Consider the following 25,113-nt stretch of genomic DNA (forward strand, 5'->3'; position numbering starts at 1 on the left):
TCAAGGCCCGCAAGCCTGCACGCCTGCGGTTGCTGCGACTTTCGGCGGCTTGTGCGGCCCCGGTCTGCTGTGTATCTTGATCAGCCTTTCGGCCTGTTGGCCTGATTATTTTTTAGATTGGCCCCCGAGGCGAATCCGTTGATTTCACTATAAAAAATTTGAGGAGCATGACGATGCGCGTGATTCTGCTGGGAGCTCCCGGGGCCGGTAAAGGTACTCAGGCAAAATTCATCACTGAAAAATTCGGCATCCCGCAAGTTTCGACAGGCGACATGCTGCGCGCTGCGGTCAAGGCTGGCACCGAATTGGGCCTGAAAGCCAAAAGCGTCATGGACGCGGGCAATCTGGTTTCCGATGACCTGATCATTGGTCTGATCAAGGACCGTCTGGCTGAGCCGGACTGCGCGAATGGCATATTGTTCGACGGCTTCCCTCGCACCATCCCTCAGGCTGAAGCGCTGTTGAAGGCTGGTCTGGAAATCGACCATGTGCTGGAAATCGCCGTTGATGACGAAGAAATCGTCAAGCGCATGTCGGGTCGCCGTGTGCACGAGGGTTCTGGCCGCATCTACCACACGATCTTCAATCCGCCGAAGGTCGAAGGCAAGGATGATCTGACTGGCGAACCGCTGGTACAGCGCAAGGATGACGTAGAAGAAACCGTGCGTCTGCGCCTGAAGGTCTACCATGACCAGACCAAACCGTTGGTCAAGTTCTACAGCGAGCTCGAAGCGAAAAACGGCAAGCCCAAGTGCAGCCATATTCCTGGCGTCGGTTCGGTTGAAGACATCACTGCCAAAGTGCTGGACGCTCTGAGCTAAGCCGCTGCACCTGCTTGATAAATGGCCCGCTTGCGGGCCATTTGTCATTTATACTGCGCCACTTTTTCACCAAGACGGAACCTCCGATGACCACCTTGCTGGCCCTGGACACTGCCACTGAAGCCTGCTCGGTCGCTTTGCTGCATGACGGCAAGGTACTGAGCCATTATGAGGTGATTCCACGCCTGCATGCCCAGCGCCTGTTGCCCATGATTAAAGACCTGCTGGCCGAGGCGGGTATCGCAATGTCGGCGCTGGACGCCATTGCCTTCGGGCGCGGTCCGGGGGCTTTTACCGGGGTTCGCATTGCAATCGGTGTGGTGCAAGGGCTGGCGTTCGCGCTGGAGCGTCCGGTGTTGCCCGTCTCGAACCTGGCTGTTCTGGCGCAACGTGCCTTTCGCGAGCACGGTGCTTCGCACGTCGCGTCGGCCATCGATGCGCGCATGGACGAGGTCTACTGGGGTTGCTACGCCGAGAAGGCCGGTGAGATGCGTCTGATCGGCGAGGAAGCGGTCATGGCGCCCGAGCTGGCAGCACTGCCGGCAGGTTCCGTCGAGCCGTGGTTCGGTTCCGGCACTGGCTGGGGCTACGCCGAACGTATTCCGGTAAGCCCGGCGGGTTACGATGCCAGCATGCTGCCCCACGCACAGGACCTGCTGACCTTGGCCACCTTCGCCTGGCATCGCGGCGAATCCTTGCCGGCAGATGATGCTCAGCCGGTGTACCTGCGTGACAAGGTCGCGACGCCTAAAGCGCGTTGATAGGCGCAGCGTGGAACAACGCACAGACCGCAAAGTGGCGAGCTGATTCGCTGCTCATGAAACTCCGTGTCAGGCCGATATAAATGTCAATAGGCCATCTACCGTTTATCGTCTGTATGCGTCTTAATCGCATATAGCGAAAACAATTTGCCAGATGTGTGGTCTAGTTATCGTTAGGCAATTTGCGAACTACAAGGCAGTAACGCTAAATTGCCACTATCGACGCCGAGTAAATAATCGATGCGCATAGACGGAACATCATCACGTTCATACCCGATCAAGCGAAAGCCGCAGAAAACGCCTGCTACTGTTGAAGGTTCTTTTGAGGAAGTCGTTACAGATGCCGAGTTGCCGCCACCTGCGGCGCAGGCTCGTCGGGAATCGGGCGACTCACCGGTTGGCAGCACGGGCAATGTCCCCGCGCGTCCGCAGGACATCATCTTTCCGCGCTCCATGAGTTCTCGCGTTGCCCATGCGTTGGCCAGCTATCTCACAACTGCCACCTTTGTTGATTGGGACCTTGAAGTATCCGGGCTCGATCTTCACGTCTGATTGTGTCTCGCCTCCCTTACTATCTCGGCTGCCCGTCATGGAGTGAAAACGCCTGGTGCGACTCCCTGTACCCTGAAGATGCGCGTCCCGCCGATTTTCTGAGCCTTTACACTCAGGTATTCAACGTTGTTGAAGGCAACACCACCTTCTATGCCCGTCCCGCCGCCACGACCGTGCAGCGTTGGGCTGAGACGATGCCTGAAGATTTCCGCTTCACCGCCAAATTCCACAAAGACATCAGCCACAGCGGCGACCTTCGCCAGCAAGTCGGTGCTGCCGAGGAATTCATTCGTCTGCTTGCGCCGCTGGGAGGCCGGATTGCGCCATTCTGGCTGCAATTGCCCGCGAGTTTCACCCCGCATAGGCTCGCTGAACTGGTCAGCTTTGTCGATGAGTTGAGCGTGCCTCTGGCGGTGGAAGTGCGCAATATGGCTTTCTTCCTGAAGGGCGATGAGGAGCGCATGCTCAATCGCCTGCTGCTGGACCGCGGCATCGAACGTATCTGCCTCGATTCGCGTGCATTGTTCAGTTGTGTCTCGACTGATCCCGCCGTGCTGCATGCGCAGTCCAAGAAGCCGAAAGTGCCACCGCGTCCTGCAGCACTGACCCTTTTCCCTCAAGTCCGCTTCATCGGCCGTCCGGAACTGGAAGCCAACGACCCGTTTCTGGTTCAGTGGGTAGAGAAAGTCGCGGCATGGATCGAAGAGGGGCGCACGCCCTACGTGTTTCTGCACACCCCCGACAACCTGAGGGCTCCTGAACTGGCCAGACGCTTTCATGAGCAACTGATGGCACGGCTGCCGGGCTTGCCATCTTTGCCTGAGCTGGAGCGCGGTCCGCAAGTGGAGCAGTTGGGCTTGCTCTGAAGCCACCAGGTGTGGGCTTATAGAGCTTTAACCGGTGCGAAGGCTGAACATGCGGGTATCGCTGTTTTTCTTGGTGGTCTTCACCGGCTGTGCGCTTGCGGTCTGGCGTGGCTGGGTCGAAGTGCCAGCGCGCTGGAACCCCTGGGCACCGCTGGACGTGCGAGCAGAGCCGAACATCCTGACCGCTTATAAATTGTCTCGATTGCAGAATGACCCCTCGCTGTGTGACCAGGTGTTGGGTACTTCCGGGCTGCGCTTCAGTCGCCAGGCTGATAGTGGTCCGGACGCCAAATGTCCGCTGGAAAATACCGTGCGTATTCAGGGTGGCGATGTGGCGCTGAGCAGCAGTTTTCTTGCCAGTTGCCCACTGGCTGTTGCCTATGCGCTGTTCGATATTCATACCTTGCAGCCAGCTGCTCAGGCGGTTTTCGGCCAGCGTGTGGTGCGGATCGATCACCTTGGCAGCTTTGCCTGCCGTAACATCTATAACCGCGCCAACAGCAGGCTCAGTCAGCATGCGACGGCCAACGCGCTGGACATCGCGGGCTTTCGCCTGGCAGATGGTCAGCGCATCAATCTTCTAAAGGACTGGGGCGATACCGGTGACAAAGGGCGTTTTCTCAGGCAGGTGCGCGACGGTGCCTGCAGAAATTTCAGCACGGTGCTGGGGCCGGAATACAACGCGGCGCATCGTGATCATTTTCATCTGGATATGGGAAGGTGGTCGGTGTGTCGGTAAGTCAGGGGCAAGCGATACATCACAGGCGCGCTAACAGACGCTTGTCGCTTGTTTGAGGCTTAGGCCGCCATCCGCAGGTTTTGCAGAATCAGTGGGCGCGCCCAACTGTTTTCGTAGTCGAACTGGCGCTGTTGAGCGGCAATGGTTTGCTGGTCAAGCGGCAGGGCAGGCTTGTCGGCCAGGTCCCATTCAAGCTCGGCAATCGGCAAATGCAAAGGTCGCGGCTGCGGGCCGGGGCCTGGCGTGCCTTTGTCATCGTAGGGGTTCAATACGGTTGGGCGTACCCAATTGCTGTCGAATTCCAGGTGGCGCTGCTGTTCGATCATCTCGACGATGCTGAAAGGTTCGGCAGGCGGTGGCAGCAGGTCGAGATCAAATTCGGCGATCGGCAGGAACAGAGGCTCAGGTGGCTTGACCTCGGTGTCAGTGACTGGGCAGGAGCGTTGCTCGACAATTTTGCTCAGGGTTTTCGCACCAGCGACCGGCTCGCCGGTTTCGACATCGACTTCAACCGCGGTCGGGTGTACTGCAACTGTATCGCTGTCACTGACCTGTTCTGCCATCGCCCGGGCAAATGCATCCGACCACAGCTGCGTCACACCACCCAGTGTGCGGCTGTTGCGAACGCTAAAGTCGCCTGAGTGCGACAAATAGCCGATGGATGATTGAACAATGTCTGACATAGCGATCAGTACTGGCCTTGGGTCTGGCAAAATGCCGGATACTTGGTTATCGGCAGATCTTGCCGATCATTAACAATTTTCGAGTGTATGAACGCAATGAGTGAGCAGCAAGCAGGCAGTCGTGTCCGGGTCGAGTCGCAGAGGGTCGACGGGCAGGCTGCCGCCGCCGATTGGGCGCAAAGACTAGGGCTGCCGTTGCAGGACGTTGAGGCGGATTTTGCTTTGCAGGTCACCGATGATGGCCTGCAATTGCAACAGTTGGGCGACGATGCGCCGGGCGCGGTAAGGGTCGATTTTGTCGAGGGTGCTGTTGCTCATCGCCGATTGTTTGGCGGTGGCACCGGGCAGATGATCGCCAAAGCCGTTGGCATTCAGCCAGGCATACGGCCCAGCGTGCTGGATGCCACCGCCGGGCTGGGCAAGGACGCATTCGTCCTGGCGAGCCTTGGCTGCGAGATGAGCCTGATCGAGCGCCAGCCAATTATCGCTGCTCTGCTTGAAGATGGCCTGCTGCGCGGACGCAGCGACCGCGATGTCGGTTCGATCATCGCGCAGATGCGCCTGCTGACCGGCAACGCCATCGAGATCATCCGTGACTGGACAGGCGAGCCGCCGCAGGTCATCTACCTAGACCCCATGTTCCCCCACCGAGAAAAAACCGCGCTGGTGAAAAAGGAGATGCGCCTGTTCCGGCCGCTGGTCGGCGATGACATGGACGCACCGGCATTGCTCGAGGCTGCCCTTGCGCTGGCCACCCATCGCGTGGTGGTCAAACGCCCGCGCAAGGCGCCTTGCATTGACGGTCCCAAGCCGGGTTACGCGCTGGATGGCAAGTCCAGCCGCTACGATGTCTACCCGAAGAAAGCCTTAAAACCCAAAGCAGTGGGAAAACAGCAGGACGCTCAGGGCAGCCCCCAATAACTAAAGTGCCCCGAACACCTTTTTCGCCAGCCCGGTCGCCGCTGCCTGTGGGTTGGCGCGAATGCTTTCTTCCTGTTTGGCAATCATCTCAAACAGGCCGTTGAGGGCCTGCTCGGTCACATAACTTTCGAGATTGGCACTTTTGCTGTCCAGCGCACCAAGAGCGGCGGCCTTGCCGGCAAAGGCATTGTATTTCTGCACCAGGCCTACCTGATCGGTAGATTTCTTGACGATAGGCAGGAATTTGGCACGAATCTGTTCGCGGCTGGTGCTACTGAGGTATTGGGTTGCCGAGTCTTTGCCGCCACTGAGAATGGCCTTGGCATCAGTCACGCTCATCTTTTTCACAGCATCTACCAGCAACGCCTGAGCCTGGGGTACGGCCGCTTCAGCAGCCTGGTTCATGCTGTTTTCCAGCTGATCTACCTGACTGCCCATGCCGAGCATTTTCATCTTTTTCGCGACCTGGCCCAGTTTGCCAGGCAGTTCGATGCGCACGTCCTGATTCTTGCTGAAGCCACCGGGTACGCCCAGTTGCTTGACCGCAACCTGAGCGCCTTGGGTCAGGGCGTCCTTGAGCCCGCCAGTGGCGTCCGACTGCGAAAGGTCGCTCAGCGACAAGGCAAAAACATTGGCAGACATCAGCAGGCCAGCACACAGACCGGCGAACGTAAACGAAAAACGAGGCATAAGGCGTCCTTGTAGAAATGAGTTCTGACCTGCGCCTGATTCAAAGTTGGCGCGTTACGCTGTCAAGCGTATCAGGAAGTCATGAGAAGGCATCCAAAACCTTGGTGTGCAGAATGTCGTTGGAGAAAACAGGCTGGGAGAATCGAAAGCGGCGCGCAGATAGCGCGCCGCTGAAGCGTGATTTGACTGCGGACCGATCAGTCAGAGACCTGAATAACCTTGATTTTCAGGCCGCTCTGGTTCTGGTCTGTCAGTTCAATCGAGTGGACGGTGTCGTTGATCCAGAGCAACTTGCCCTGGTGTTCGATGCGCGCCGACAAGGCATAGCTATGGCCTTGCACAGGATAACGGTTCCCGGCATAGCCCAGTTCGAACGGTAGCGGTGTCTGGTGGTCGATCTGTTTTTCGCACGTGGCGATGACATCTGCCGGGGCGTCAGCCAGGCTGATGTCACTCAGGGTGACGTTCAGGTTGCAGCCGTTCGGCAGCGCAATGCGTGGCAGGTAAAACACTTCGCCCTGAAGCCTTACTAGGGTTTCGCTGGTCATTTCAATTTCCTTATTGAGTGAGCACCCTTCATGGGTGTAACCCCACCTTAGCAGGCAGCAGAGCATACGAACTGCGAACCAACTGCCTGTCTGGAAAACCCTGCCAAGTTGCTGAAATACCCTACGCTGTCCCTGTTTCGCTTCTTACGTTTTGCTCTTCTTCGTTGCTGTGCAGCGCCACTTGCCGGATGGACAGGCGTATTTCAGCAGGCAAGACGCGTTTGGCTGCACCTTCTGCCAGTTCGCCCAGCATGGGGTGATAGCTCAGCTTGCCGGCGCTGTCCTTGCGCAGTACGCCGAGATCGAGCAGGGTCTGGATGAAGTGCCTGAACAGGCTCTTGTCGAAAAACTCAGGTGCATTCAGGCCATGCAGAATCGACAGGCGCTGGGCCATTACCGTGCACAGGTCTTCCAGTTCTTCGGCGCTAAGGGTGTTTTGTCCGCTGTTGAGCAGCAAGGCGATTGCCATGTAGAAACGCTGCAGCGTTTGCGCAATGGCCCGCGACAACAGCGTCAGCAACACGAACTCTCGAGAGCTGGGTTCCGGACGTACATAAACGTCTTTGCGAAAGCGCAGCAGGCCTTGTTCAACAAATGCATTCAGCCACTGGTCGACCACCGCATCCAGCTCGCTCAATGGCCAGCGAATGAATAGCTCCGATTGCAGGTACGGGTACAGCGCACGCGTGTAGCGCAGAATCTGTTCGCGGCTCATGCGCGACGAACTCTGGAAAAAGCTCGCCAGCAGGGAGGGCAGGGCGAAGATATGCAACACGTTGTTGCGGTAGTACGTCATCAAGACCGCATTCTGCTCGTTCAGGTACAGAATCTTGCCCAGCGCGTCTTTTTGCTCGGCAAGCAGGTCCATCCCTTTGACGTGCTCGATCAATGAGCGCCCATCGCCTTCCGGTAACGTGGTGTGCGGCGAATAAGGGACGCTGCGCAGCAGTGTCAGGTACAGGTCGAGCACGCGCTCCATGGCCTGGTCGTCGAGTGCCAGCTTTTGAGTCGATAGCAGCGCAATGGCGACGAGGTTCATCGGGTTTACGGCTGCCGCTTCGTTCAGATGCTGAGCGACGCGTTCGCCCAGTCGGTGAGTCGTTTCGCTCAGCCATTCAGGGCGAAATTCAGGCGTCAGCTCCTGCGCGCGCCAGTCTGGCTGTTCGCTGTCAAGAAATTCGGCCAGCTTGATAGGCTCGCCGAAATTCACCGACACCTGACCAAAGCGCTGCTTCAGCGCGCCGATGACTTTGAAGATGTCGAAAATCGATTCCTTCTTCTTGGTCGCGCCCCTCAGTTCGCCCAGATAGGTACGGCCTTCCAGCACTCGCTCATAACCGATGTACACCGGAATAAAGACAATCGGCATCCGCGAGTTGCGCAAGAAGCTGCGCAGTGTGATGGCGAGCATGCCGGTCTTTGGCTGCAACATGCGTCCGGTGCGCGAACGACCGCCCTCGACGAAGTATTCAACCGGGAAACCCTTGGTAAACAGGGTGTGCAGGTATTCGTTGAAGACCGCGGTGTACAAAGGGTTGCCCTTGAACGTACGTCGCATGAAAAACGCACCGCCACGCCTCAGAAGGCTGCCGACCACCGGCATGTTCAGATTTATGCCGGCAGCGATGTGCGGTGGCGTGAGGCCGTTGCGAAACAGCAGGTAAGACAGCAGCAGATAATCGATGTGGCTGCGATGGCAAGGAACGTAGATCACTTCATGACCGGGTGCGACCTCTTGCACGCCTTCAATGTGACTGACTTTGATGCCGTCATAGATCTTGTTCCAGAACCAGCTGAGCACCACTTCCAGAAAGCGGATCGCGGAATAGGTGTAGTCCGAGGCGATCTCGTTGCCGTAGCTCAGTGCACGTTCCCGGGCTTTCTCCAGCGTGATCTTTTCGCGCTCGGCCTCTTCGATGATGGCCTGCTTGACCAATGGCTCGGCGAGCAGGCCTTTGACCACATTGCGGCGGTGCGAAACGTCCGGGCCAATCACTGCGCTTTTCAGGTTGCGAAAATGCACGCGCAGCAGGCGCTGAGTCATGCGCAGGGTCAGTTCGTAGCCTTTGTTCTGGTCAACCAGCTCGCGCATGTGAATGGGCTCGGAGAACTGCACGCGTGTCTTGCGGCCCAGAATCAGAATGCTGACCAAGCGACGTAAGCGACCAGTCACCGCCCAGCTGTCAGCGAACAGCAGCTTCCAGGCGCTGGACTCTCTGTCCGGGGATTGCCCCCAGAATACGCTGACCGGAATGATCTGCGCATCTTCAGCGGGGTTCTGACTGACCCCCGCAACCAGACGCTCCAGGGTCGGCGGTGCGCCGCGCTTGTCTTGGCGACCGAGCCAGTCGGGCGATGGTGTTAGGTAAAAGAATGCTGCGGGTTCGATCAGGTTGCCAACCGCCACGGACAATACCGGTCTAGGCAGCCCTGCTTTGCGGCATTCGGTATCGATTACCGCCAGATCACTGAGCGACGGAGACTGCAGGGCATAGAAAACCGGCCGGCTGCGATCAAGGTTGAGCGTGAAAGACGATTGGTTGATTGTTTCCGAGCGAACCCAGAGATACAACAATCGGCGCAGAGTGCCGAACACGAGACGACGGAAGGGAGATCGGGTCATACGGCTTCTGCTGAGTCAGGAACGGGCGGCTGCCCGAGATGGGCGCCAGTGTGACGTATCCCGAGACGATCGGCAAAAACCGCTGCACGCCTGTTGTGGCCTCTGCGCTGGAGACGAACGCTTGAAAAGCGCGCTGGATCGAGCAGGCTTGCTTCATCGACGTCGGTCATCCATAGCGTCTAGGGGAAAAGCCTTACGTCGTGCGCCAGGTAATCTCTTCTTCGCCATCGGCACTGACGCGGATCCAGCGGTCGGCAGTTTCGTCGCTTTCTTCTTCGATCCAGGTGCCTGGTGCGCAGCGTACTTCAACGTTCAGCGCTGCGAAGGCCGCGCGGGCGCAAGCGATGTCGTCTTCCCAAGGGGTCTGGTCGCTGTCGAGGTGCAGGCTGTTCCATTTGCCGACGGCCTTTGGCAGCCAGGTCACGGCCACGTCGCCCGCCTTGCATTTCCAGGTCTGGCCGCGTTGCGTCCAGTCACTGCAAGTGCCCAGGGCATTGCTCAGCCATTCGGCGATTGCCTTGTGGTCGACGTCTGCATCTTTCAGGTAAATCTCGATATCGGGTTGGCGCATGGGTGCCTCTGTTGAATGCTTATTGCAGCACGAAATAATCGTAGCGCATGGAAACGGTGACCTTGAAAGGTCCTGGTTGCTCGATGACCGCAGTGCGGCGTTCGGCACTGGCACGCCAGCCGTGAGGTGTCATTGCCAGAAGATCGGCGCGTGACTGGCCGTCGATCAGCTTTAGCGTGTAGCTCAGGGTTTCGCTGTGCTGCAACTGCATGCCCGGCGGTACCAGCGCCAGGTGCTTGTCGTCGGCGTAATCGCGAACCTCGTCGTAGAGTTGCTGGCGCAGTTCCATCAGGTGTTCGCGCGTCGGGCCCACGCGCATCAGTCCGCCTCCGGGTGTCAGCAGACGTTTGGCTTCCTGCCAGTCCAGCGGGCTGAATACACTGGCCAGAAACTGACAGCTTGCATTTGGCAGCGGCACTCTGGCCATGCTGGCGACCATCCAGGTCACGCCAGGGCTGCGTCGGCAGGCGCGCTTGACCGCTTCGCGCGAGATATCCAGTGCAAAGCCGTCGGCATGGGGCAGCGCCTCGGCGATCTGCGCAGTGTAATAGCCTTCACCGCAGCCGATGTCCAGCCAGTGAGCTGGCGAGCGTTCAGCCGCAAGCGCTGCCAGGCGTTCGGCAACCGGGGCGTAGTGCCCAGCGTTGAGAAAGTCGCGCCGTGCTTCGACCATCGCCTGATTGTCGCCCGGGTCACGGCTGTTTTTGTGCTGCACCGGCAGCAGGTTCAGGTAACCCTGACGCGCGCGGTCGAAGCGATGGTTGGCCGGGCATACGACACCGTTGTCGGCTGCGCTTAGCGGTGCAGAACAGATCGGGCAGGTCAGCATCAGGCGAGCAACTTGACCAGTGTCTGGTAGTAGATCTCGGTCAGCACGTCGAGATCGCTGGCCAGGATGCGTTCGTTGACCTGGTGAATGGTCGCGTTGACCGGGCCAAGTTCGACCACTTGAGTGCCCAGGGTCGCGATGAAGCGGCCATCCGAGGTGCCTCCGCTGGTCGAGGCTTTGGTGTCGCGCCCGGTCACGTTCCTGATGCTGGACGACACGGCGTCCAGCAGTGCGCCAGGCTCGGTCAGGAACGGCAAGCCCGACAGCGCCCAGTCGATGTGCCAGTCGAGTTCATGTTCGTCGAGGATCGCAGTGACGCGCTGTTGCAGGCCTTCGACCGTCGACTCGGTCGAGAAGCGGAAGTTGAAGACGGCCACCAGTTCGCCCGGGATTACGTTGGTCGCTCCGGTACCTGCGTTCAGGTTGGAGATCTGGAAGCTGGTCGGCGGAAAGAAATCATTGCCATTGTCCCAATGCTCGGCGGCCAGTTCGGCCAGCGCTGGCGTTGCAAGGTGGATCGGGTTCTTCGCCAGATGCGGATAAGCCACATGGCCCTGCTTGCCGCGTACGATGAGCGTGGCGCCCAGCGAACCGCGCCTGCCGTTCTTGACCACATCGCCCACCAGCGTAGTGCTTGACGGCTCGCCGACTATGCACCAGTCCAGACGCTCCTTGCGTGCGGCCAGACGCTCGACCACGGCCTTGGTACCATGATGGGCCGGACCTTCTTCATCGCTTGTGATCAGAAACGCCACCGAACCCTTGTGGTCCGGATGGTCAGCGACGAAACGCTCGGCCGCGACCAGCATTGCCGCCAGACTGCCTTTCATGTCTGCGGCGCCACGTCCGCAGAGCATGCCATGCTCGTCTATCAGGGCATCGAACGGGTCGTTCTGCCAGTTTTGCACCGGGCCGGTCGGCACCACGTCGGTGTGGCCGGCGAAACACAGTACCGGGCCGTCGCCGGAACCATGAGTGGCCCAGAAATTGTCGACGTCTTCGATGCGCATCGGCTCCAGCTTGAACCCGGCATCGCCCAGGCGCTGCATCATCACCTTCTGGCAATCGGCATCGACCGGTGTAACCGAAGGTCGACGGATCAGGTCGCAGGCAAGTTGTAGGGTGGGCGAAAGGTTGGCTGGGGCCGTCATGTACAGAACTCCGGTAGCAAGACTTTGGGCGCGAAAAGGCGGATATCTTAAAGCAAAACGACGGCCTGAGCCGTCGTTTATCGTGCCCTGTGGATATGTCAGGTTGTGGGGCGGGAAGGGTGGTTTGCGCTGGCCGACAGGATGGCCATGACCACCGCCGCCAGATAAGGAAGTGATTGTGCGAACAGCATTGCCATCCAGAAACCTGAATCCATATTGATGACTGCTCGGTGCATGAGTAAAAGCACAATTGTCGTCCACGAGATAATCACGGTAGACAGTTCTTCTTTTACATCGAGAATGGTTTGCGCGATCAGATGTGCGGACGTGTGTTTGGGTGTTCTGAAGAACGGCATTCCTGATGTGATGCAACCCGCCAGCACGGCCTTGCCTATCGTCGGATAAAGCGCCATGCCAGCCAGTATCGCTGCAAGAGCCTCTCTGATATTTGTGCTGACCAACTGTCGGTAGAGCGCAATTACCTTGAGCGAGCGAAGCGCAAACATCAGTATCAATGGCGTGGAAAATACCCATGGCAGCGGCCCGAAAGTATCTGGCTCCAGAATCATCGCCAGCGACCAGGCGAGCGCGGCGAGCGTTAGCAGATAATTCATGCCTTCTGCCGCCCACGGCATCCATCCCGCGATGAAATGGTAGCGTTGCATCGCACTCAGTGATTCGCAGTTTCCTGCCATCAGGCTCCCGGCATGCCGCTTGACGATCTGGATAGCTCCATATGCCCAGCGGTAGCGTTGTTTTTTGAAATGAATGAACGTGTCCGGAGTCAGCCCTTTCCCATAGCTGGTAGCGGCGTAACCCGTGGAAAAACCGTTTTCCAGCATACGCAGGCCCAGTTCTGCATCTTCACATATGCACCATTGTGCCCACCCCAGCCGGTCCAGTGCTGACCGGCGGATCAGCGTCATGGTGCCGTGCTGGATAATGGCGTCATGGTTGTTGCGGATGACCATGCCGATGTTGAAAAAACCTCGATATTCGGCCTGGCAGCAGCGCTTGAACAGGCTTTCGTTACTGTCGCGGTAATCCTGCGGAGATTGAATGACTGCGATCTCCGGGTTCGTGAAGTGCGGCACCATGTGTTTGAGCCACTGTCGGTGGACGCAGTAATCAGCGTCGACGACTGCCACAATCTCTGCATCTTCAGCTGTATGTTTCAGCAGGTAGTTAAGTGCGCCCGCCTTGAACCCGGAAAGAGGATTGATGTGAAAAAACCGGAACGGCGGGCCGAGGCGCTGACAATAGTGTTCAATGGGCTGCCAGACCGCCGGGTCCTGAGTATTGTTGTCGATGACCAGAACCTCGTAATCCGGGTAATCCAGTGTTCGCAACGAGTCGAGAGTCAGTTTCACCATGTCCGGAGGTTCGTTGTAGCACGCGATATGCAGGGAAACCTTTGGTGTGGGACCCGCATGCCGATGTATCGGAGAGAACGATCGTGGGGCGTCCGGTCCCCAGCATGTTTCCAGGAGTTCGTGCGTTTCGATGCCCAGGTAGGCCAGCAAGCAGGTGGCCCAGATAAAAGCGAGAGGCAGCGCTAGCCAGATGCACAGTGAGTGCGCGTAGCTCATGCCCAGCCATACCAATATCCAATAAGCAAGAATGATTATAGAGACGCCTGCATGCCATGAGCCTGGCTTCAGGTGGCTGATAAGCCTAAGCATTTCCGAGGGCACGTTGACCGGCATTTTTACCGGACCGCTGGTTTGCAGTTTTAATCTGCGCTTGGCATCGAACAGACCCCAATTGGGGCCTGGCAGGCCTTCTTCAGTCTTCCAGTCCTGGTCAAAGGCTTCTATCACGAAGTAGTCATGGCCGTGCTGGTCCAGTAAAGGAATCTGGTTGCGCAGGTATATTGAGTACTCTGCGCCGGACGTTGTCATCCGCCTTTTGGCCGCGGTTTTGCTAGGCCAGCCAATCTCGGAAAGTATCAGGGGCTTATCGGGGAATCTCGCTCTCAGTTCATTCGCGTGTGCCAGAACTATCGCGCTCGCCTCCAGCGCTGAAGCACCTTCCCTGAAAGGCAATATATGAGCTGCAATGAAGTCGACCTGCCTGACGAGTTCCGGCGTCTCGTACCATTGCGTCCATATCTCGGAGGTCGAGACCGGCACGTTGACGGCACGCCGTGCGGTTTGCAAATACTCGATAAGCAGGCCGACGGGAATATCATCGCGAAGCAGGACTTCATTTCCCAGGATCAAGCGTTGCACGCTGGTGTAGCGGTTGGCGAGTTCGATCCCGGCATTCATTTCCTGGATGTTGTGCTCGTTATCTTCTGTTATCCACACACCGAGCGTGACATTCATGCCCAGTTCTTCGGTGAGCTCGGGTATATGACTCAATGTGCCCTCAACCGAATAAATCCTGATGTTTTTTGTGAGGCGCCTTAGCAGCAGCAGGTCATTCTTTATTTGGTCTCTGGTTGGGAAAATCTGTTTGTACGGGCTTTGTCCTGGATGAAAAGGTGCGTATGCCACGCCAGAGATCATTGCAGGCCAGTCGGGCGGATAGTTGAATCTGGTTTTGAACAGGTTTTTTGGCCAGGCTGCTGCCCTTCCTGAATGTTCGTCCATGTTTGAAATACGCTCCATGCGGTGTATCGACGCCGCGACTCCCTGTCGCGTCCATTAACCCTAGCAACGTTGAAGTGTCAGGGTTTTCCGGCGTTTAGAATCTTTTCTTCGTTGTCGTTGCACGCCAGATGTTTTTTGCACAGTCAGTACTGATCGCGTTTCGACAACAAGCCGAGTGTCTTAACTTCCGACTAACCCCTATAATGCGCGCCGGTTTTCGGGGTATTGATCATGAACACAGACGATCCACGTTTCGCAGGCATCGCCCGTTTGTACGGCATTGAGGGGCTGGCACGTCTGCGTGCGGCTCACGTGGCGGTGGTCGGTATCGGCGGCGTGGGCTCGTGGGCGGCGGAAGCGATGGCGCGCAGTGGCGTGGGCGAGATTTCGCTGTTTGACATGGACGATGTCTGTGTCAGCAACAGCAACCGTCAGTTGCATGCGCTGGACAGCACGGTCGGACGGCCGAAGGTCGAGGTAATGGCCGAGCGCATTCGGGGTATCAACCCTGATTGCGTCGTACACGCGGTAACGGATTTCGTGACCCGCGACACCATGGCCGAGTGCATCACTCAGGACATGGACTTTGTGATCGACTGCATCGACAGCGTCAACGCCAAGGCTGCGCTGATCTCCTGGTGCAAACGACGCAAGATTCAGATGGTCACCACCGGCGGGGCGGGTGGGCAGATTGATCCGACCCTGATCCAGATCGCCGACCTGAACCGTACGTTCAATGACCCGCTTGCCTCCAAGGTGCGCTCTACACTGCGTCGCGATTACGGCTTTTCGCGCACCCCAAACCGCCATTACAGCGTGCCTTGTGTGTTTTCCACCGAGCAACTGCGTTATCCGAAGCCGGATGGCAGCATCTGTCTGGAAAAGAAGTTTGTCGGTGATGGCGTCAAGCTGGACTGTGCAGGCGGTTTCGGCGCGGTAATGATGGTCACCGCGACGTTTGGCATGGTTGCCGCAACCCGCGCCGTGGACAAGCTGGTCGCAGGGACGCGACGACCGTCCGAGCGGGTCAAATCGCTAGCTGCAACAGACGTTCAGGCCTGAGTCAGCTCACGCATCTTTTGTAGCACAGCGTTCAAACCATTGCTGCGCGAGGGTGAAAGCTGGCGACTCAACCCCAGTTGGGTGAACCAGTCAGGCAGGTCCACGCTTTCCAGCTCCGAGGCAGACAGCCCGTTGACCCGTGCCAGCAAAAGCGCAACCAGTCCGCGAATCAGCCGTGCGTCGCTGCTGGCCTGAAACTGCCAGCCATAGGCACCGAGTTCGCCAGTCAGCCAGACCTTGCTTTCGCAGCCATGCACCAGATGGTCATCCGACTTTTCATGATCGTCCAGCGGTGGCAGACGATCACCCCACTGCATTAGAAGGCGTGCGCGCTGCTCCCAGCTCTGTGGTTGCGCGAAGGTCTCCAGGGCAATGAGTGCATTGGCCGGAATAGTCATCTGAGCAGCTCCAGAGCCTGATCCAGTGCGCTGAAAAACCGCAGCAAGTCGTCCGAGTCGTTGTACAGCGCAAGCGAAACCCGTATGGCGCCGGGCAGACCGAGTGTCTTGAACAGCGGCATGGCGCAGTGATGTCCCGCGCGTACCGCAATGCCTTGCTCGGTCAGCAGATGGGCAAGGTCGGCATTGTGTACACCGTGTGCCACGAAGCTGACCAGTGCCAGGTCAGGGTCGCCCAATACCTGAATGCCATCACGCTGTTGCAGACCTTCCAGCAAACGCCGATGCAGTCTTGATTCATGATCGGCGACCGCCTGATGGTCGAGGCTTTCCAGATAATCGAGCGTTGCTCCGAGGCCGATCACGCTGGCAATGGGCGGTGTGCCTGCTTCAAAACCCAGCGGTGCCGGACGAAATTTTGCGTGCTGATAGTCGGCAGTCAGCACCATCTCGCCGCCGAACTGCCAGTGCGTCAGGTTCGGCAGGGCATCGTTGCGCCCGTACAGAACACCGAGCCCTTCCGGGCCGTAGAGTTTGTGGCTGGAGAACACGTAGAAGTCGCAGCCCAGCGCCTGCACGTCGTGGCGACCATGCACAACGCCTTGCGAGCCATCCACGACGGTCAGTGCGCCGTGTGCCTTGGCAATCGCAACAAGGCGGGCCAGCGGCTGCCAGGTCCCGAGTACATTGGAAAACTGACTGACTGCCAGCAATCGCGTGCGTGGCCCGATCAGGCTGGCGGCTGCTTCGGAATCGATCACGCCGCGCTCATCAATGGGCAGAATCACCAGTTTCAGGCCCCGACGCTGCGCCAGTTGCTGCCAAGGCAACAAGTTAGCGTGATGCTCAAGCGCGCTGATGGCGATCTCGTCACCCGCCGAGAACTCATGTTCCAGCCCGTAGGCCAGCAGATTGAGTGCAGAGGTTGCGCCGTGGGTAAATATGATTTGCCCGCTGTCACCGGCATTCAGCCAGTGGGCTGCCTTGAGCCGGCTGGCTTCGAAGGCCTGAGTGGCATGTGCGCCGGGCAGATGTTGGGCACGATGCACATTGGCGGCACCGTTGCTGAAGTAGTGGGTCAGGGCATCGATCAGTGCCTGAGGTTTTTGCGTAGTAGCCGCGTTGTCCAGATAGGTCTGGCCTTGGCGTTGCAAGGCGGCGATCGCTGGAAAATCGGCACGCCAGGGGGAGAAGAGGGGCATTGTGGGTCCTGCGTGTGAAGGTGGGTTCAACGTCGGAGGACGTCGAACCCACACACAGCATCAGTTGTGAGCGTGCAGTGCTTCGTTCAGCTCGATGGCCGACTTGTGGGTTTTGCATTCCACTGCGCCAGTCTGCGAGTTGCGACGGAACAGCAAGTCGTTCTGGCCCGCCAGTTCGCGCGCCTTGACGATCTTCACCAGCTCGTTGTTTTCATCAAGCAACGCAACCTTGGTACCAGCGGTCACGTACAGGCCCGACTCCACAGTGTTGCGGTCGCCCAGCGGAATACCGATACCGGCATTGGCGCCGACCAGGCAGCCTTCGCCGACCTTGATGATGATGTTGCCGCCACCGGACAGCGTGCCCATGGTCGAGCAACCGCCACCCAGGTCCGAGCCCTTGCCGACGAATACACCCGCCGAAACACGGCCTTCGATCATGCCGGGACCTTCGGTGCCGCCATTGAAGTTGACGAAGCCTTCGTGCATCACGGTGGTGCCTTCGCCAATGTAGGCGCCCAGACGCACGCGAGCGCTGTCAGCGATACGCACGCCGCTCGGCACGACGTAGTCGGTCATTTTCGGGAACTTGTCGACCGAGAAGACTTCCAGCAGCTCGCCTTTAAGGCGCGCTTCGAGTTGGCGCTCTGCCAGCTCGGCCAGATCGATTGCGCCCTGGCTGGTCCATGCAACGTTTGGCAGCAACGGGAAGATGCCTGCCAGGTTCAGGCCGTGCGGCTTGACCAGACGATGTGACAGCAGGTGCAGCTTGAGGTAGGCCTCGGGGGTTGAGGTCAGTGTTGTGTCTTCGGCCAGCAGGGTCGCAACCAGAGGCTTCTGGCTTTCAGCCAGGCGGGTCAGGAGTGCGGCCTGAGTCGCGTCGACTGGTTTCATGGCTTCGGCCAGCTTGTAGGCCAGGTCGACATTGAAGGTAATCGCCTTGTTGCCGTCGGTGTAACCCAGGACTGGCGCGATTGCAGCCACCAGCGCTGCCGAAGGATTGATCAGGGGCTGGGCGTAGAACACTTCCAGCCATGCCCCTTGACGATTCTGGGTGCCGACGCCGAAGGCCAGGCTGAACAGAGTATTGGACATGTAAATACCTCTTAACTTTATCAAGGGGCTTTCAGTAGCGCTTGGGCTTACTGTAAAGCCGCTGCATACAGGTCAGGTTTGAAGCCGATCAGGGTTTTGTTGCCAAGATCGAGCACCGGGCGCTTGATCATTGAAGGCTGCGCGAGCATCAGTTCGATGGCTTTGGTCTGGTCGAGATCGGCTTTCTGTCCGTCATCGAGTTTGCGAAACGTAGTGCCTGCGCGATTCAGCACCACCTGCCATCCATGTTCATTGCACCACTGCGTCAGGTGCTCACGGTCGATGCCCTGTGTCTTGTAGTCATGAAATTCGTGGCTCACCGCATGCTCGTCGAGCCAGGTGCGGGCCTTCTTCATGGTGTCGCACGCTTTGATGCCATATAGAGTGTAAGTCATTGTTTTAGGTGGGGCGGCTGGTCTTGCTCGATACCCCCACATTTCTCCTCGGCTTGTCAGCCGCGCATTATGCCACGTCATCCCGTCCAATGTTGTGACAGCGTCAGTACGGTTACTGAACGAAAACTAGATAATAAGCCTAACCGTCATTAAGAAAACTTCACCCTGTTGTGCTTGAGTGGCAAGCCCTGCGCGAGCAATTATTACTCTCCACTTGAAGGCTGGGTGCGTTATGTCTGAGCAAGAAAAGAAGCGTCAGGAGGCGCTTGTCCGGCAACGTTATTACCGGGAGCGCCAAAGAGCCGAAGGGTTCAAGCAGAGTACGTTATGGATTCACGGCGAAGCCGAGACAGAGGGGCGATTGGCGGCGCGTGAGGGTAAACCACTGTTGCCCATGCAGTCCCACGACCCGGTAAGTTGGGCCGTCGGGTGGGTCGCGGAAAAATTGCGGACCCGGGAGTAGTTGCCTTGCAGGGTCAGGTCACGCCACCCTTCGCTGCGCGAAGCCGGTGGCGCGACCTATTGGCGGAGCTGGTTATCGGGGGGCTGGTAGCGTATTGCTCTCAGCGCAACATATCGGTATCAGCGCGCGGCGGGTAGACGGCCCCCATCACTTCAATATCATTTTTGCTGAGCGTCTTGCCGGCATTGATGATCTCGAAGTCGCCAAGGGTCACTCCATTGGGAATGTCGTAGTGCATTATCGATTCCCGGTCATACGCCGAGTGATGGAAGTCGGCTGACTCGTACAGTTCGAAAAAATTGCTGGTGATCTCGTCATCAGTCAGCCCGGTCTGAGCCAGCAGCGTGCGCAGCAGGGGTTCGTTCCAGGGGATGTTGGCCTGAGGGTGCTGGTGTTCGTGAACGGCGCCCAAGGCATGTCCGAATTCATGCAGCACAATGCGTGTCAGCTCTGCGCCAGGTTTGAGGTCTGGCGTGTATATATCCTTGATGTTGAACTCCATCGTGGTTTCATCCTGCGCTGCCAGCAGGTTATCGGTGCCGATCGCGCTCCAGTTCAGTTGCTCATTGAAACCGATGCGGATATCGCTCGGCCCGTCCGTCACGAACTCGAATTTCAGATTGATGTGTGGCAGCCATTTGTTTGCGGCTTCGATGACCGGGCCTGTCAGGGTGACTGGCGGGTCGTTTTGAAAAAGAATTTTCAGGGTTCGCCCGCGTGCCCAGTATCGGGTGAACGACACCAGAAGACGTGCCTGATGGTTTGTATTGCCCGTGCTTTGGCCGGATTGTGATGTTTGGGCTGGTGCGGTGGCCGTATTGGACGGGTTCTCGCGGATTGCGGCGTCGTATGAGGCCTGCTTGCTGCCAGTGCTGCGTATGCAGCAGGGCGCTGGCAGTTTTATGTTCTGAGTGGCTGAAACGGGCATGTAATTGGCCTTCATGGTAGATCGCTTCCATAAGGAAGCATGAAAAATGAAGGTTGAAGGTACAGTCGCTAAAAGTGTGACAGGTGGTAACTAATTACCCCGCCGCACATTGCATGCGGCGGGGTGGTTGCTTTACTTGAGCACGAAAGCCCGGATGCGTTCCGCTGCCTCTATGCACTCGGCCAGTGGCGCGACCAGCGCCAGACGCACGCGGCCGGCGCCCGGGTTGACGCCATCGACTTCCCGCGACAGGTACGAGCCGGGAACCGCAGTGACGTGTTGATCAACGAACAGGTCGCGACAGAATGCAGCGTCATCGGCGCCCACGTGTGGCCACAGGTAGAACCCGCCGTCCGGACGCTGCACATCCAGAACCGGAGCCAGAATGTCGAGCACCGCGTCGAACTTCTCGCGGTACAGGTCACGGTTGGCGCGCACGTGATCTTCATCATTCCAGGCCGCGATGCTGGCCAGTTGAGTTTGCACCGGCATTGCGCAGCCGTGATAGGTGCGATACAGCAGGAACGCTTTCAGAATCTCGGCATCGCCCGCGACAAATCCCGAGCGCAGCCCTGGCAGGTTGGAGCGCTTTGACAGGCTGTGGAACACCACGCAGCGCTTGAAATCCTCACGGCCCAGTTCGACACAGGCGCTGAGCAGGCCTGGCGGCGGGGTTTGTTCGTCGAAATACAGCTCGCTGTAGCATTCGTCGGCTGCAATCACGAAATCATGCTCGTCAGCCAGCGCAATGAGTTTTTTCAGGGTTTCAACCGGAATCAACGCCCCTGTCGGGTTACCCGGCGAACACAGAAAGAGAATCTGGCAACGCTTCCAGATGTCCGGGCTGACTGCGTCGAAGTCCGGATTGAAGCCGTTCTCGCTCAGGCACGGTAGATAGTGAGGCTGGGCGCCGGCGAGAAATGCCGCGCCTTCATAGATCTGATAGAACGGATTCGGGCTGACCACCAGGCCGTCATCACTGCGATTGACCACTGTCTGAGTGAATGCAAACAGTGCCTCGCGTGTGCCGTTGACCGGCAGTACATTGCGCGCCGGGTCGATCCAGCCTTGCGGAACGCCAAACCGGCGACTGCACCACCCGGCAATCGCTTCGCGCAGTGCAGGGATGCCCAGGGTGGTCGGATAAACCGCCATCTGGTCGAGGTTGTCGGCCAGTGCCTTGGCAACGAAATCGGGGGAGCGGTGCTTGGGCTCGCCAATAGACAGCGCCACCGGGCGTTTTTCCGGGTTGGGCGTCACGCTTCCGAGCAATGCGCGAAGCTTCTCGAAAGGGTAGGGCTGAAGCAGTTGCATGGCGTTATTCATGAAGCGTGTTCCTCGATGAGCTGCGTTGAGCCAGTGCGTGTGGTCGAGTGTTCATATGCTGATCCGCAGATCGCCGCCGGTGTCCGAGTTGACGCTAAGTTGCTTGACGATCGCTTCCTGCAAACGGCTGCACAATTGCGGGTCGGAAAGCGGTTGATTGTTGGCGTCGGTGATGAAGAAAACGTCTTCCACGCGTTCACCGAGGGTTGCAATCTTGGCGTTCTGCAGGGACAGGTCGAACTCCAGAAAGATCTTGCCGACACGTGCCAGCAGGCCGGGCCGGTCTGGTGCCAGCAGTTCGAGCACCGTCACCGGACGCTGGGCGTCGTTGTGGATGGTGACCTGCGGCGCGAAGGCAAAATGCTTGAGCTGGCGGGGGACGCGGCGCTTGATGATCGTCGGATAGTCATCCGGGTTATGCAGCGCTTCGGTAAGGCCTTCACGAATGTCCTGAATGCGCTCAGGGTTGTTGCCGATCGAGCCGCCCTCATGGTCCAGCACGATGTAGGTGTCGAGTGTGAACTGACTGCTGGACGTGATGATGCGCGCGTCATGGATGTTCAGGTTCAGCTGGTCCATCGCTGCCACGGTCACAGCGAAGAAGTCATGCTGGTCCGGGGCATAGATGAAGATCTGCGTGCCGCCCTCGAACTCGCGCTGGGTCGTTTCCTTGATCAGCACCAGCGGGCCGCCGTCGGCTGGCTGCTGCAGGATTGCATCACTGTGCCAGGCTACATCACCAGCGGTGTGGCGCAGAAAATAGTCGTCGCCCAACGCTGACCAGAGTTGCTCGACGTCATCGGGATCGGTGCCGTTGCGCACGAGGATGTCCAGTGCGGCTATCTGCGTGCGTCGAATCTGCTCTTCCCGATCGACCGGGTTCTCCAGGCCGCGACGCAAGGCACGCTTGGTCTCGGTGTACAGCTGGCGCAACAGACTGGCCCGCCAAGAGTTCCATAGCGTGGGATTAGTTGCGTTGATGTCGGCGACGGTCAGCACATACAGGTAATCGAGATGCACTTCATCGCCCACGAACTGGGCGAAATCGTGGATGACCTGTGGATCGGAGAGGTCCTTGCGCTGTGCCGTGGTGGACATCACCAGATGGTTGCTTACCAGCCAGACGATCAGCCGGTTGTCCCATGCAGGCAAGTGATGGCGCTCGCCGAATGCATGCGCGTCCACCGCACCGAGTTCGGAATGATCGCCACCGCGACCTTTGCCGATGTCGTGATACAGGCCGGCAAGGTAGATAAGTTCCGGCTTCGGCAGGCGCGCCATGATCTTGCTGGCCAGCGGGAATTTCTCGGAAACCTCGGTGTACTGCAGTTTACGCAAGTGCTTGATCAGGTTCAGCGTGTGCGCGTCGACGGTATAGATGTGGAACAGATCATGTTGCATCTGCCCGACGATATGACCGAATTCGGGCAGGTACAGGCCCAGAATGCCGTAGCGGTTCATTCTACGCAGATTGCGATGGATGCCTGTCTCGCACTTGAACAGCTCGATGAACAGGCTGGTGTTGCGAATATCGTTGCGGAAATCGTCGTTGATCAGGTGCCGATGCTCGCGCAGCAGACGAATGGTGTCGGCACGCACGCCTTTTATCTCAGGGTGCTGAGCCATCAGCACGAAAATCTCCATCATGGCGAAGGGTGTGCGCTTGAAGACGTTCGGGTTGGTTGCTTCTATATAGCCGTCGTGCAGCTGGAAGCGCGAATTGATCGGCTGAGGCGTGCCTCCGTCATCGGAAAGGATGACTTCCTCGAAGTGCTGGATGATCAGGTCGCTCAGCTCGGCGATGCTCATAACCACACGGTAGTACTTTTGCATGAAGCGCTCTATAGCGAGCTTGGCGTCATTGTCTTCGTAACCCAGCAGCCCGGCGATGCGCACTTGATAATCGAACAGCAGCCGGTCTTCGGATCGTCCGGCCAGCATGTGCAGGGCATAGCGTACTTTCCAGAGAAACTCCTGGGAGGAGGCCAGCAGGGCATTTTCGCTCCCTAGCAGGAAGCCTTCGCCTGCCAGTGCATGCAGGTTCAGTGTGCCGTACTGACGCCGGGCGACCCAGAGAATGGTCTGGATATCGCGCAGGCCACCCGGGGACCCTTTGACGTTGGGCTCCAGGTTGTATTCGGTGTCGTTGTATTTGTGGTGACGTTTTATCTGCTCGGCATGCTTGGCCAGAAAAAACTCTTTGCTTGGCCACATGTGCCGGGTGCTGGTGACTTCCAGCATGCGCTGGCGCAAGTGCTCGGGGCCGGCGATGGTGCGGCTTTCCATCAGGTTGGTAATCACCGTCAGGTCGGCCAGCCCTTCCTGCGCGCATTCGCGCACCGAACGAACGCTTTGTCCGACCTCCAGGCCGATATCCCACAGCAGCGTCAGAAAACGCTCGATAGGGTCGCGAAAAACTTCGTGATCATCGCTTTCCAGCAAGATCAGCAGGTCAATGTCCGAGTAGGGGTGCAGTTCACCGCGACCGTAGCCGCCCACTGCCAGCAACGAGATGTCGGCATCTTCGCTCCATTCGAACTGATCCCAGGCCTTTTGCAAAATGTTGTCCACAAACCAGGCCCGATCCTCGATCAGTCGGCGAATGTCGCGGCCCGCTTTGAAACGATCGTCAAGAACATCTCTGGCTCTTCGGATGGCCTTCTTGAACGCAGCGATGGGGCTGGCTTTCAAGGCCAGTTCGGCCTGGAACTGGCCACGATCGAACAAGTCCGGATCTACTTGCGGCATTGAGCAGTATTCCTCGTGTCGGGCTGGGCGCGTTGGTGATCAGGCGTTCAACCGGGCTCAGGGAGCCTTTTGTGCAATGGTATCGTCGCTGCGTAAAGTGAAGATTTCGTAACCGTCAGCGGTCACCAGCAGGGTGTGCTCCCATTGTGCCGAAAGCTTGCGGTCCTTGGTGATTGCGGTCCAGCCATCGCCAAGAATCTTGGTTTCAGGTCGGCCCTGGTTGATCATCGGCTCAATGGTGAAAGTCATGCCTTCTTTGAGCTCGATGCCGGTGCCTGCTTCGCCGAAGTGCATGACTTGCGGCTCTTCATGAAACACCTTGCCGATGCCGTGGCCGCAGAACTCACGCACCACCGAGAAGCCGTTTTTTTCGGCGTGTTTCTGAATGACTGCACCGATGTCGCCCAGGCGTGTGCCGGGCTTGACGATTTCGATCGCCTTGTAGAGGCATTCCTGGGTCACTTTCGACAGGCGCTCGGCCCATACCGGAACAGTGCCGACGTGAAACATCCTGCTGGTGTCGCCGTGATAGCCATCCTTGATCACGGTGACGTCGATATTGAGCGAGTCGCCGTCTTTAAGCTTCTTGTCGCTCGGGATGCCATGGCAGACTACCTGATTGATCGAAGTGCAGATCGACTTGGGAAAACCCTTGTAATTGAGCGGGGCTGGGATCGCCTTCTGCTCGTTGACTATATAGTCATGACAGATGCGGTCCAGCTCTTCGGTGGTGACGCCGGGCTTGACGTGCGGCGCGATCATTTCCAGTACATCGGCGGCCAGGCGGCCGGCAATGCGCATCTTTTCGATGTCTTCCGGGGTTTTGAGGGTAATGGTCATGCTGAATCTCTCGACGTGGCTGGCACGTGGTTGGTGCGCAAAGCGGCAATTCTATCAGACCACCCGCGCCGGGTGATCATCGCTTCCTTCTATAGGCAATCGATGCGCGCTTAAAAGTCCGGTAAAACAAGAGGTTGATTGGAGTTCCGTTCTCTTCCCTTTTGTGATATAAAATGCGCCGCTTTCCAAGGTCCGTCCTTGAAGCACAAACCCACACACGTGTCGACACGATGACCTGGGTGCCCTTGGCAGATGCCACTGGTTGGTCATTGGGATACGTGGAGGCCTAACCCGACTTATCAAGGAA

24 protein-coding genes are annotated in these 25,113 nt (G+C 58.1%); 8 read left to right on the plus strand and 16 right to left on the minus strand.

Annotation, left to right across the window (positions count from 1 at the left end):
- The first annotated feature begins 173 nt into the window (after positions 1–173).
- From adk to I9H09_RS06500, 5 genes are all read left to right on the plus strand, one after another.
- The gene (adk, locus tag I9H09_RS06480) at positions 174–821 is read left to right on the plus strand and encodes an adenylate kinase (RefSeq protein ID WP_122347814.1); all 648 of its coding nucleotides are present in this window, start codon (positions 174–176) and stop codon (positions 819–821) included.
- Between the two features lie 86 nt (positions 822–907).
- Positions 908–1,582, plus strand: a complete 675-nt coding sequence (gene tsaB, locus I9H09_RS06485; protein WP_005891756.1) for a tRNA (adenosine(37)-N6)-threonylcarbamoyltransferase complex dimerization subunit type 1 TsaB — start codon at positions 908–910, stop codon at positions 1,580–1,582.
- Between the two features lie 240 nt (positions 1,583–1,822).
- The gene (locus tag I9H09_RS06490; RefSeq protein ID WP_054989663.1) at positions 1,823–2,134 is read left to right on the plus strand and encodes a hypothetical protein; all 312 of its coding nucleotides are present in this window, start codon (positions 1,823–1,825) and stop codon (positions 2,132–2,134) included.
- A 2-nt stretch (positions 2,135–2,136) separates the two neighbouring features.
- Positions 2,137–3,000, plus strand: coding sequence for a DUF72 domain-containing protein (locus I9H09_RS06495; RefSeq protein WP_183142505.1), 864 nt, complete (start codon positions 2,137–2,139; stop codon positions 2,998–3,000).
- A 49-nt stretch (positions 3,001–3,049) separates the two neighbouring features.
- Entirely contained in the window at positions 3,050–3,739 is a 690-nt protein-coding gene (locus I9H09_RS06500) for an extensin-like domain-containing protein (RefSeq protein ID WP_122312470.1), read from the plus strand.
- Between the two features lie 59 nt (positions 3,740–3,798).
- Here the strand turns inward: I9H09_RS06500 and I9H09_RS06505 are convergent, their stop codons facing one another.
- Positions 3,799–4,422, minus strand: coding sequence for a hypothetical protein (locus I9H09_RS06505; protein WP_053480447.1), 624 nt, complete (start codon positions 4,420–4,422; stop codon positions 3,799–3,801).
- Positions 4,423–4,518: 96 nt separating this feature from the next.
- Between I9H09_RS06505 and I9H09_RS06510 the strand changes: the two genes are divergently transcribed.
- Positions 4,519–5,343 (plus strand): class I SAM-dependent methyltransferase, encoded by an 825-nt coding sequence (locus I9H09_RS06510; protein ID WP_054989667.1) that lies wholly within the window; start codon positions 4,519–4,521, stop codon positions 5,341–5,343.
- Here the strand turns inward: I9H09_RS06510 and I9H09_RS06515 are convergent, their stop codons facing one another.
- The 7 genes from I9H09_RS06515 to I9H09_RS06545 form a co-directional block, all read right to left on the minus strand.
- On the minus strand, positions 5,344–6,033 hold the full coding sequence (locus tag I9H09_RS06515; protein WP_005891771.1) for a DUF4197 domain-containing protein: 690 nt from the start codon (positions 6,031–6,033) through the stop codon (positions 5,344–5,346). It lies immediately after the preceding gene.
- A gap of 197 nt (positions 6,034–6,230) precedes the next feature.
- Positions 6,231–6,581: a YbaY family lipoprotein gene (locus I9H09_RS06520; protein WP_053480449.1), complete on the minus strand. Its 351-nt coding sequence runs from the start codon at positions 6,579–6,581 to the stop codon at positions 6,231–6,233.
- A 121-nt stretch (positions 6,582–6,702) separates the two neighbouring features.
- Entirely contained in the window at positions 6,703–9,204 is a 2,502-nt protein-coding gene (plsB, locus tag I9H09_RS06525) for a glycerol-3-phosphate 1-O-acyltransferase PlsB (protein ID WP_024691324.1), read from the minus strand.
- 193 nt (positions 9,205–9,397) lie between these two features.
- Entirely contained in the window at positions 9,398–9,775 is a 378-nt protein-coding gene (locus tag I9H09_RS06530; RefSeq protein WP_053480450.1) for a hypothetical protein, read from the minus strand.
- A gap of 19 nt (positions 9,776–9,794) precedes the next feature.
- On the minus strand, positions 9,795–10,604 hold the full coding sequence (locus tag I9H09_RS06535; protein WP_005891782.1) for a putative RNA methyltransferase: 810 nt from the start codon (positions 10,602–10,604) through the stop codon (positions 9,795–9,797).
- Complete coding sequence (gene dapE, locus I9H09_RS06540; RefSeq protein ID WP_122312468.1) at positions 10,604–11,755, minus strand: succinyl-diaminopimelate desuccinylase; 1,152 nt, start codon at positions 11,753–11,755, stop codon at positions 10,604–10,606. Before dapE ends, I9H09_RS06535 begins: the two co-directional genes overlap by 1 nt.
- A 98-nt stretch (positions 11,756–11,853) precedes the next feature.
- A complete protein-coding gene (locus tag I9H09_RS06545; RefSeq protein ID WP_122347816.1) occupies positions 11,854–14,349 on the minus strand; it encodes a glycosyltransferase family 2 protein in 2,496 nt (831 codons plus the stop codon).
- Between the two features lie 231 nt (positions 14,350–14,580).
- Between I9H09_RS06545 and tcdA the strand changes: the two genes are divergently transcribed.
- The gene (tcdA, locus tag I9H09_RS06550) at positions 14,581–15,411 is read left to right on the plus strand and encodes a tRNA cyclic N6-threonylcarbamoyladenosine(37) synthase TcdA (protein WP_122312466.1); all 831 of its coding nucleotides are present in this window, start codon (positions 14,581–14,583) and stop codon (positions 15,409–15,411) included.
- Here tcdA and I9H09_RS06555 read toward each other — a convergent pair.
- Genes I9H09_RS06555 through I9H09_RS06570 form a run of 4 tightly spaced genes read right to left on the minus strand, consistent with a single transcriptional unit; the run spans position 15,402 to position 18,501 of the window.
- Positions 15,402–15,809, minus strand: a complete 408-nt coding sequence (locus I9H09_RS06555) for a SufE family protein (RefSeq protein WP_122325206.1) — start codon at positions 15,807–15,809, stop codon at positions 15,402–15,404. The two genes, tcdA and I9H09_RS06555, sit on opposite strands and share 10 nt — an antisense overlap.
- Positions 15,806–17,011: an aminotransferase class V-fold PLP-dependent enzyme gene (locus I9H09_RS06560; RefSeq protein WP_024691321.1), complete on the minus strand. Its 1,206-nt coding sequence runs from the start codon at positions 17,009–17,011 to the stop codon at positions 15,806–15,808. The genes I9H09_RS06555 and I9H09_RS06560 overlap by 4 nt, the downstream gene beginning before the upstream one ends.
- A 60-nt stretch (positions 17,012–17,071) precedes the next feature.
- Positions 17,072–18,106 (minus strand): 2,3,4,5-tetrahydropyridine-2,6-dicarboxylate N-succinyltransferase, encoded by a 1,035-nt coding sequence (gene dapD, locus I9H09_RS06565; protein WP_005891801.1) that lies wholly within the window; start codon positions 18,104–18,106, stop codon positions 17,072–17,074.
- Between the two features lie 47 nt (positions 18,107–18,153).
- Entirely contained in the window at positions 18,154–18,501 is a 348-nt protein-coding gene (locus I9H09_RS06570) for an ArsC family reductase (RefSeq protein WP_024691320.1), read from the minus strand.
- Positions 18,502–18,733: 232 nt separating this feature from the next.
- Here I9H09_RS06570 and I9H09_RS06575 point away from each other — a divergent pair, with 232 nt between their 5' ends.
- Positions 18,734–18,964, plus strand: coding sequence for a hypothetical protein (locus tag I9H09_RS06575; RefSeq protein WP_005891805.1), 231 nt, complete (start codon positions 18,734–18,736; stop codon positions 18,962–18,964).
- 100 nt (positions 18,965–19,064) lie between these two features.
- Here I9H09_RS06575 and I9H09_RS06580 read toward each other — a convergent pair whose 3' ends face one another.
- From I9H09_RS06580 to map, 4 genes are all read right to left on the minus strand, one after another.
- Positions 19,065–19,907: a matrixin family metalloprotease gene (locus I9H09_RS06580; RefSeq protein ID WP_122325205.1), complete on the minus strand. Its 843-nt coding sequence runs from the start codon at positions 19,905–19,907 to the stop codon at positions 19,065–19,067.
- A 117-nt stretch (positions 19,908–20,024) separates the two neighbouring features.
- Positions 20,025–21,218, minus strand: coding sequence for a succinyldiaminopimelate transaminase (dapC, locus tag I9H09_RS06585; RefSeq protein ID WP_005891809.1), 1,194 nt, complete (start codon positions 21,216–21,218; stop codon positions 20,025–20,027).
- A 51-nt stretch (positions 21,219–21,269) separates the two neighbouring features.
- On the minus strand, positions 21,270–23,966 hold the full coding sequence (locus I9H09_RS06590; RefSeq protein WP_005891811.1) for a [protein-PII] uridylyltransferase: 2,697 nt from the start codon (positions 23,964–23,966) through the stop codon (positions 21,270–21,272).
- A gap of 57 nt (positions 23,967–24,023) precedes the next feature.
- Positions 24,024–24,806 (minus strand): type I methionyl aminopeptidase, encoded by a 783-nt coding sequence (gene map, locus I9H09_RS06595; protein WP_005891813.1) that lies wholly within the window; start codon positions 24,804–24,806, stop codon positions 24,024–24,026.
- Positions 24,807–25,113: the final 307 nt, after the last annotated feature.

Origin of the sequence: Pseudomonas tremae (assembly GCF_023278125.1) — a bacterium.
Classification (GTDB): domain Bacteria; phylum Pseudomonadota; class Gammaproteobacteria; order Pseudomonadales; family Pseudomonadaceae; genus Aquipseudomonas; species Aquipseudomonas tremae.

Excerpts from the sequence above, each read along its gene's own strand:
- adk (WP_122347814.1), top strand. The coding sequence starts at position 174 with ATGCGCGTGATTCTGCTGGGAGCTCCCGGGGCCGGTAAAGGTACTCAG.
- tsaB (WP_005891756.1), top strand. The coding sequence starts at position 908 with ATGACCACCTTGCTGGCCCTGGACACTGCCACTGAAGCCTGCTCGGTC.
- I9H09_RS06490 (WP_054989663.1), top strand. The coding sequence starts at position 1,823 with ATGCGCATAGACGGAACATCATCACGTTCATACCCGATCAAGCGAAAG.
- I9H09_RS06500 (WP_122312470.1), top strand. The coding sequence starts at position 3,050 with ATGCGGGTATCGCTGTTTTTCTTGGTGGTCTTCACCGGCTGTGCGCTT.
- I9H09_RS06505 (WP_053480447.1), bottom strand. The coding sequence starts at position 4,422 with ATGTCAGACATTGTTCAATCATCCATCGGCTATTTGTCGCACTCAGGC.
- I9H09_RS06510 (WP_054989667.1), top strand. The coding sequence starts at position 4,519 with ATGAGTGAGCAGCAAGCAGGCAGTCGTGTCCGGGTCGAGTCGCAGAGG.
- I9H09_RS06515 (WP_005891771.1), bottom strand. The coding sequence starts at position 6,033 with ATGCCTCGTTTTTCGTTTACGTTCGCCGGTCTGTGTGCTGGCCTGCTG.
- I9H09_RS06520 (WP_053480449.1), bottom strand. The coding sequence starts at position 6,581 with ATGACCAGCGAAACCCTAGTAAGGCTTCAGGGCGAAGTGTTTTACCTG.
- plsB (WP_024691324.1), bottom strand. The coding sequence starts at position 9,204 with ATGACCCGATCTCCCTTCCGTCGTCTCGTGTTCGGCACTCTGCGCCGA.
- I9H09_RS06530 (WP_053480450.1), bottom strand. The coding sequence starts at position 9,775 with ATGCGCCAACCCGATATCGAGATTTACCTGAAAGATGCAGACGTCGAC.
- I9H09_RS06535 (WP_005891782.1), bottom strand. The coding sequence starts at position 10,604 with ATGCTGACCTGCCCGATCTGTTCTGCACCGCTAAGCGCAGCCGACAAC.
- dapE (WP_122312468.1), bottom strand. The coding sequence starts at position 11,755 with ATGACGGCCCCAGCCAACCTTTCGCCCACCCTACAACTTGCCTGCGAC.
- I9H09_RS06545 (WP_122347816.1), bottom strand. The coding sequence starts at position 14,349 with ATGGACGAACATTCAGGAAGGGCAGCAGCCTGGCCAAAAAACCTGTTC.
- tcdA (WP_122312466.1), top strand. The coding sequence starts at position 14,581 with ATGAACACAGACGATCCACGTTTCGCAGGCATCGCCCGTTTGTACGGC.
- I9H09_RS06555 (WP_122325206.1), bottom strand. The coding sequence starts at position 15,809 with ATGACTATTCCGGCCAATGCACTCATTGCCCTGGAGACCTTCGCGCAA.
- I9H09_RS06560 (WP_024691321.1), bottom strand. The coding sequence starts at position 17,011 with ATGCCCCTCTTCTCCCCCTGGCGTGCCGATTTTCCAGCGATCGCCGCC.
- dapD (WP_005891801.1), bottom strand. The coding sequence starts at position 18,106 with ATGTCCAATACTCTGTTCAGCCTGGCCTTCGGCGTCGGCACCCAGAAT.
- I9H09_RS06570 (WP_024691320.1), bottom strand. The coding sequence starts at position 18,501 with ATGACTTACACTCTATATGGCATCAAAGCGTGCGACACCATGAAGAAG.
- I9H09_RS06575 (WP_005891805.1), top strand. The coding sequence starts at position 18,734 with ATGTCTGAGCAAGAAAAGAAGCGTCAGGAGGCGCTTGTCCGGCAACGT.
- I9H09_RS06580 (WP_122325205.1), bottom strand. The coding sequence starts at position 19,907 with ATGAAGGCCAATTACATGCCCGTTTCAGCCACTCAGAACATAAAACTG.
- dapC (WP_005891809.1), bottom strand. The coding sequence starts at position 21,218 with ATGAATAACGCCATGCAACTGCTTCAGCCCTACCCTTTCGAGAAGCTT.
- I9H09_RS06590 (WP_005891811.1), bottom strand. The coding sequence starts at position 23,966 with ATGCCGCAAGTAGATCCGGACTTGTTCGATCGTGGCCAGTTCCAGGCC.
- map (WP_005891813.1), bottom strand. The coding sequence starts at position 24,806 with ATGACCATTACCCTCAAAACCCCGGAAGACATCGAAAAGATGCGCATT.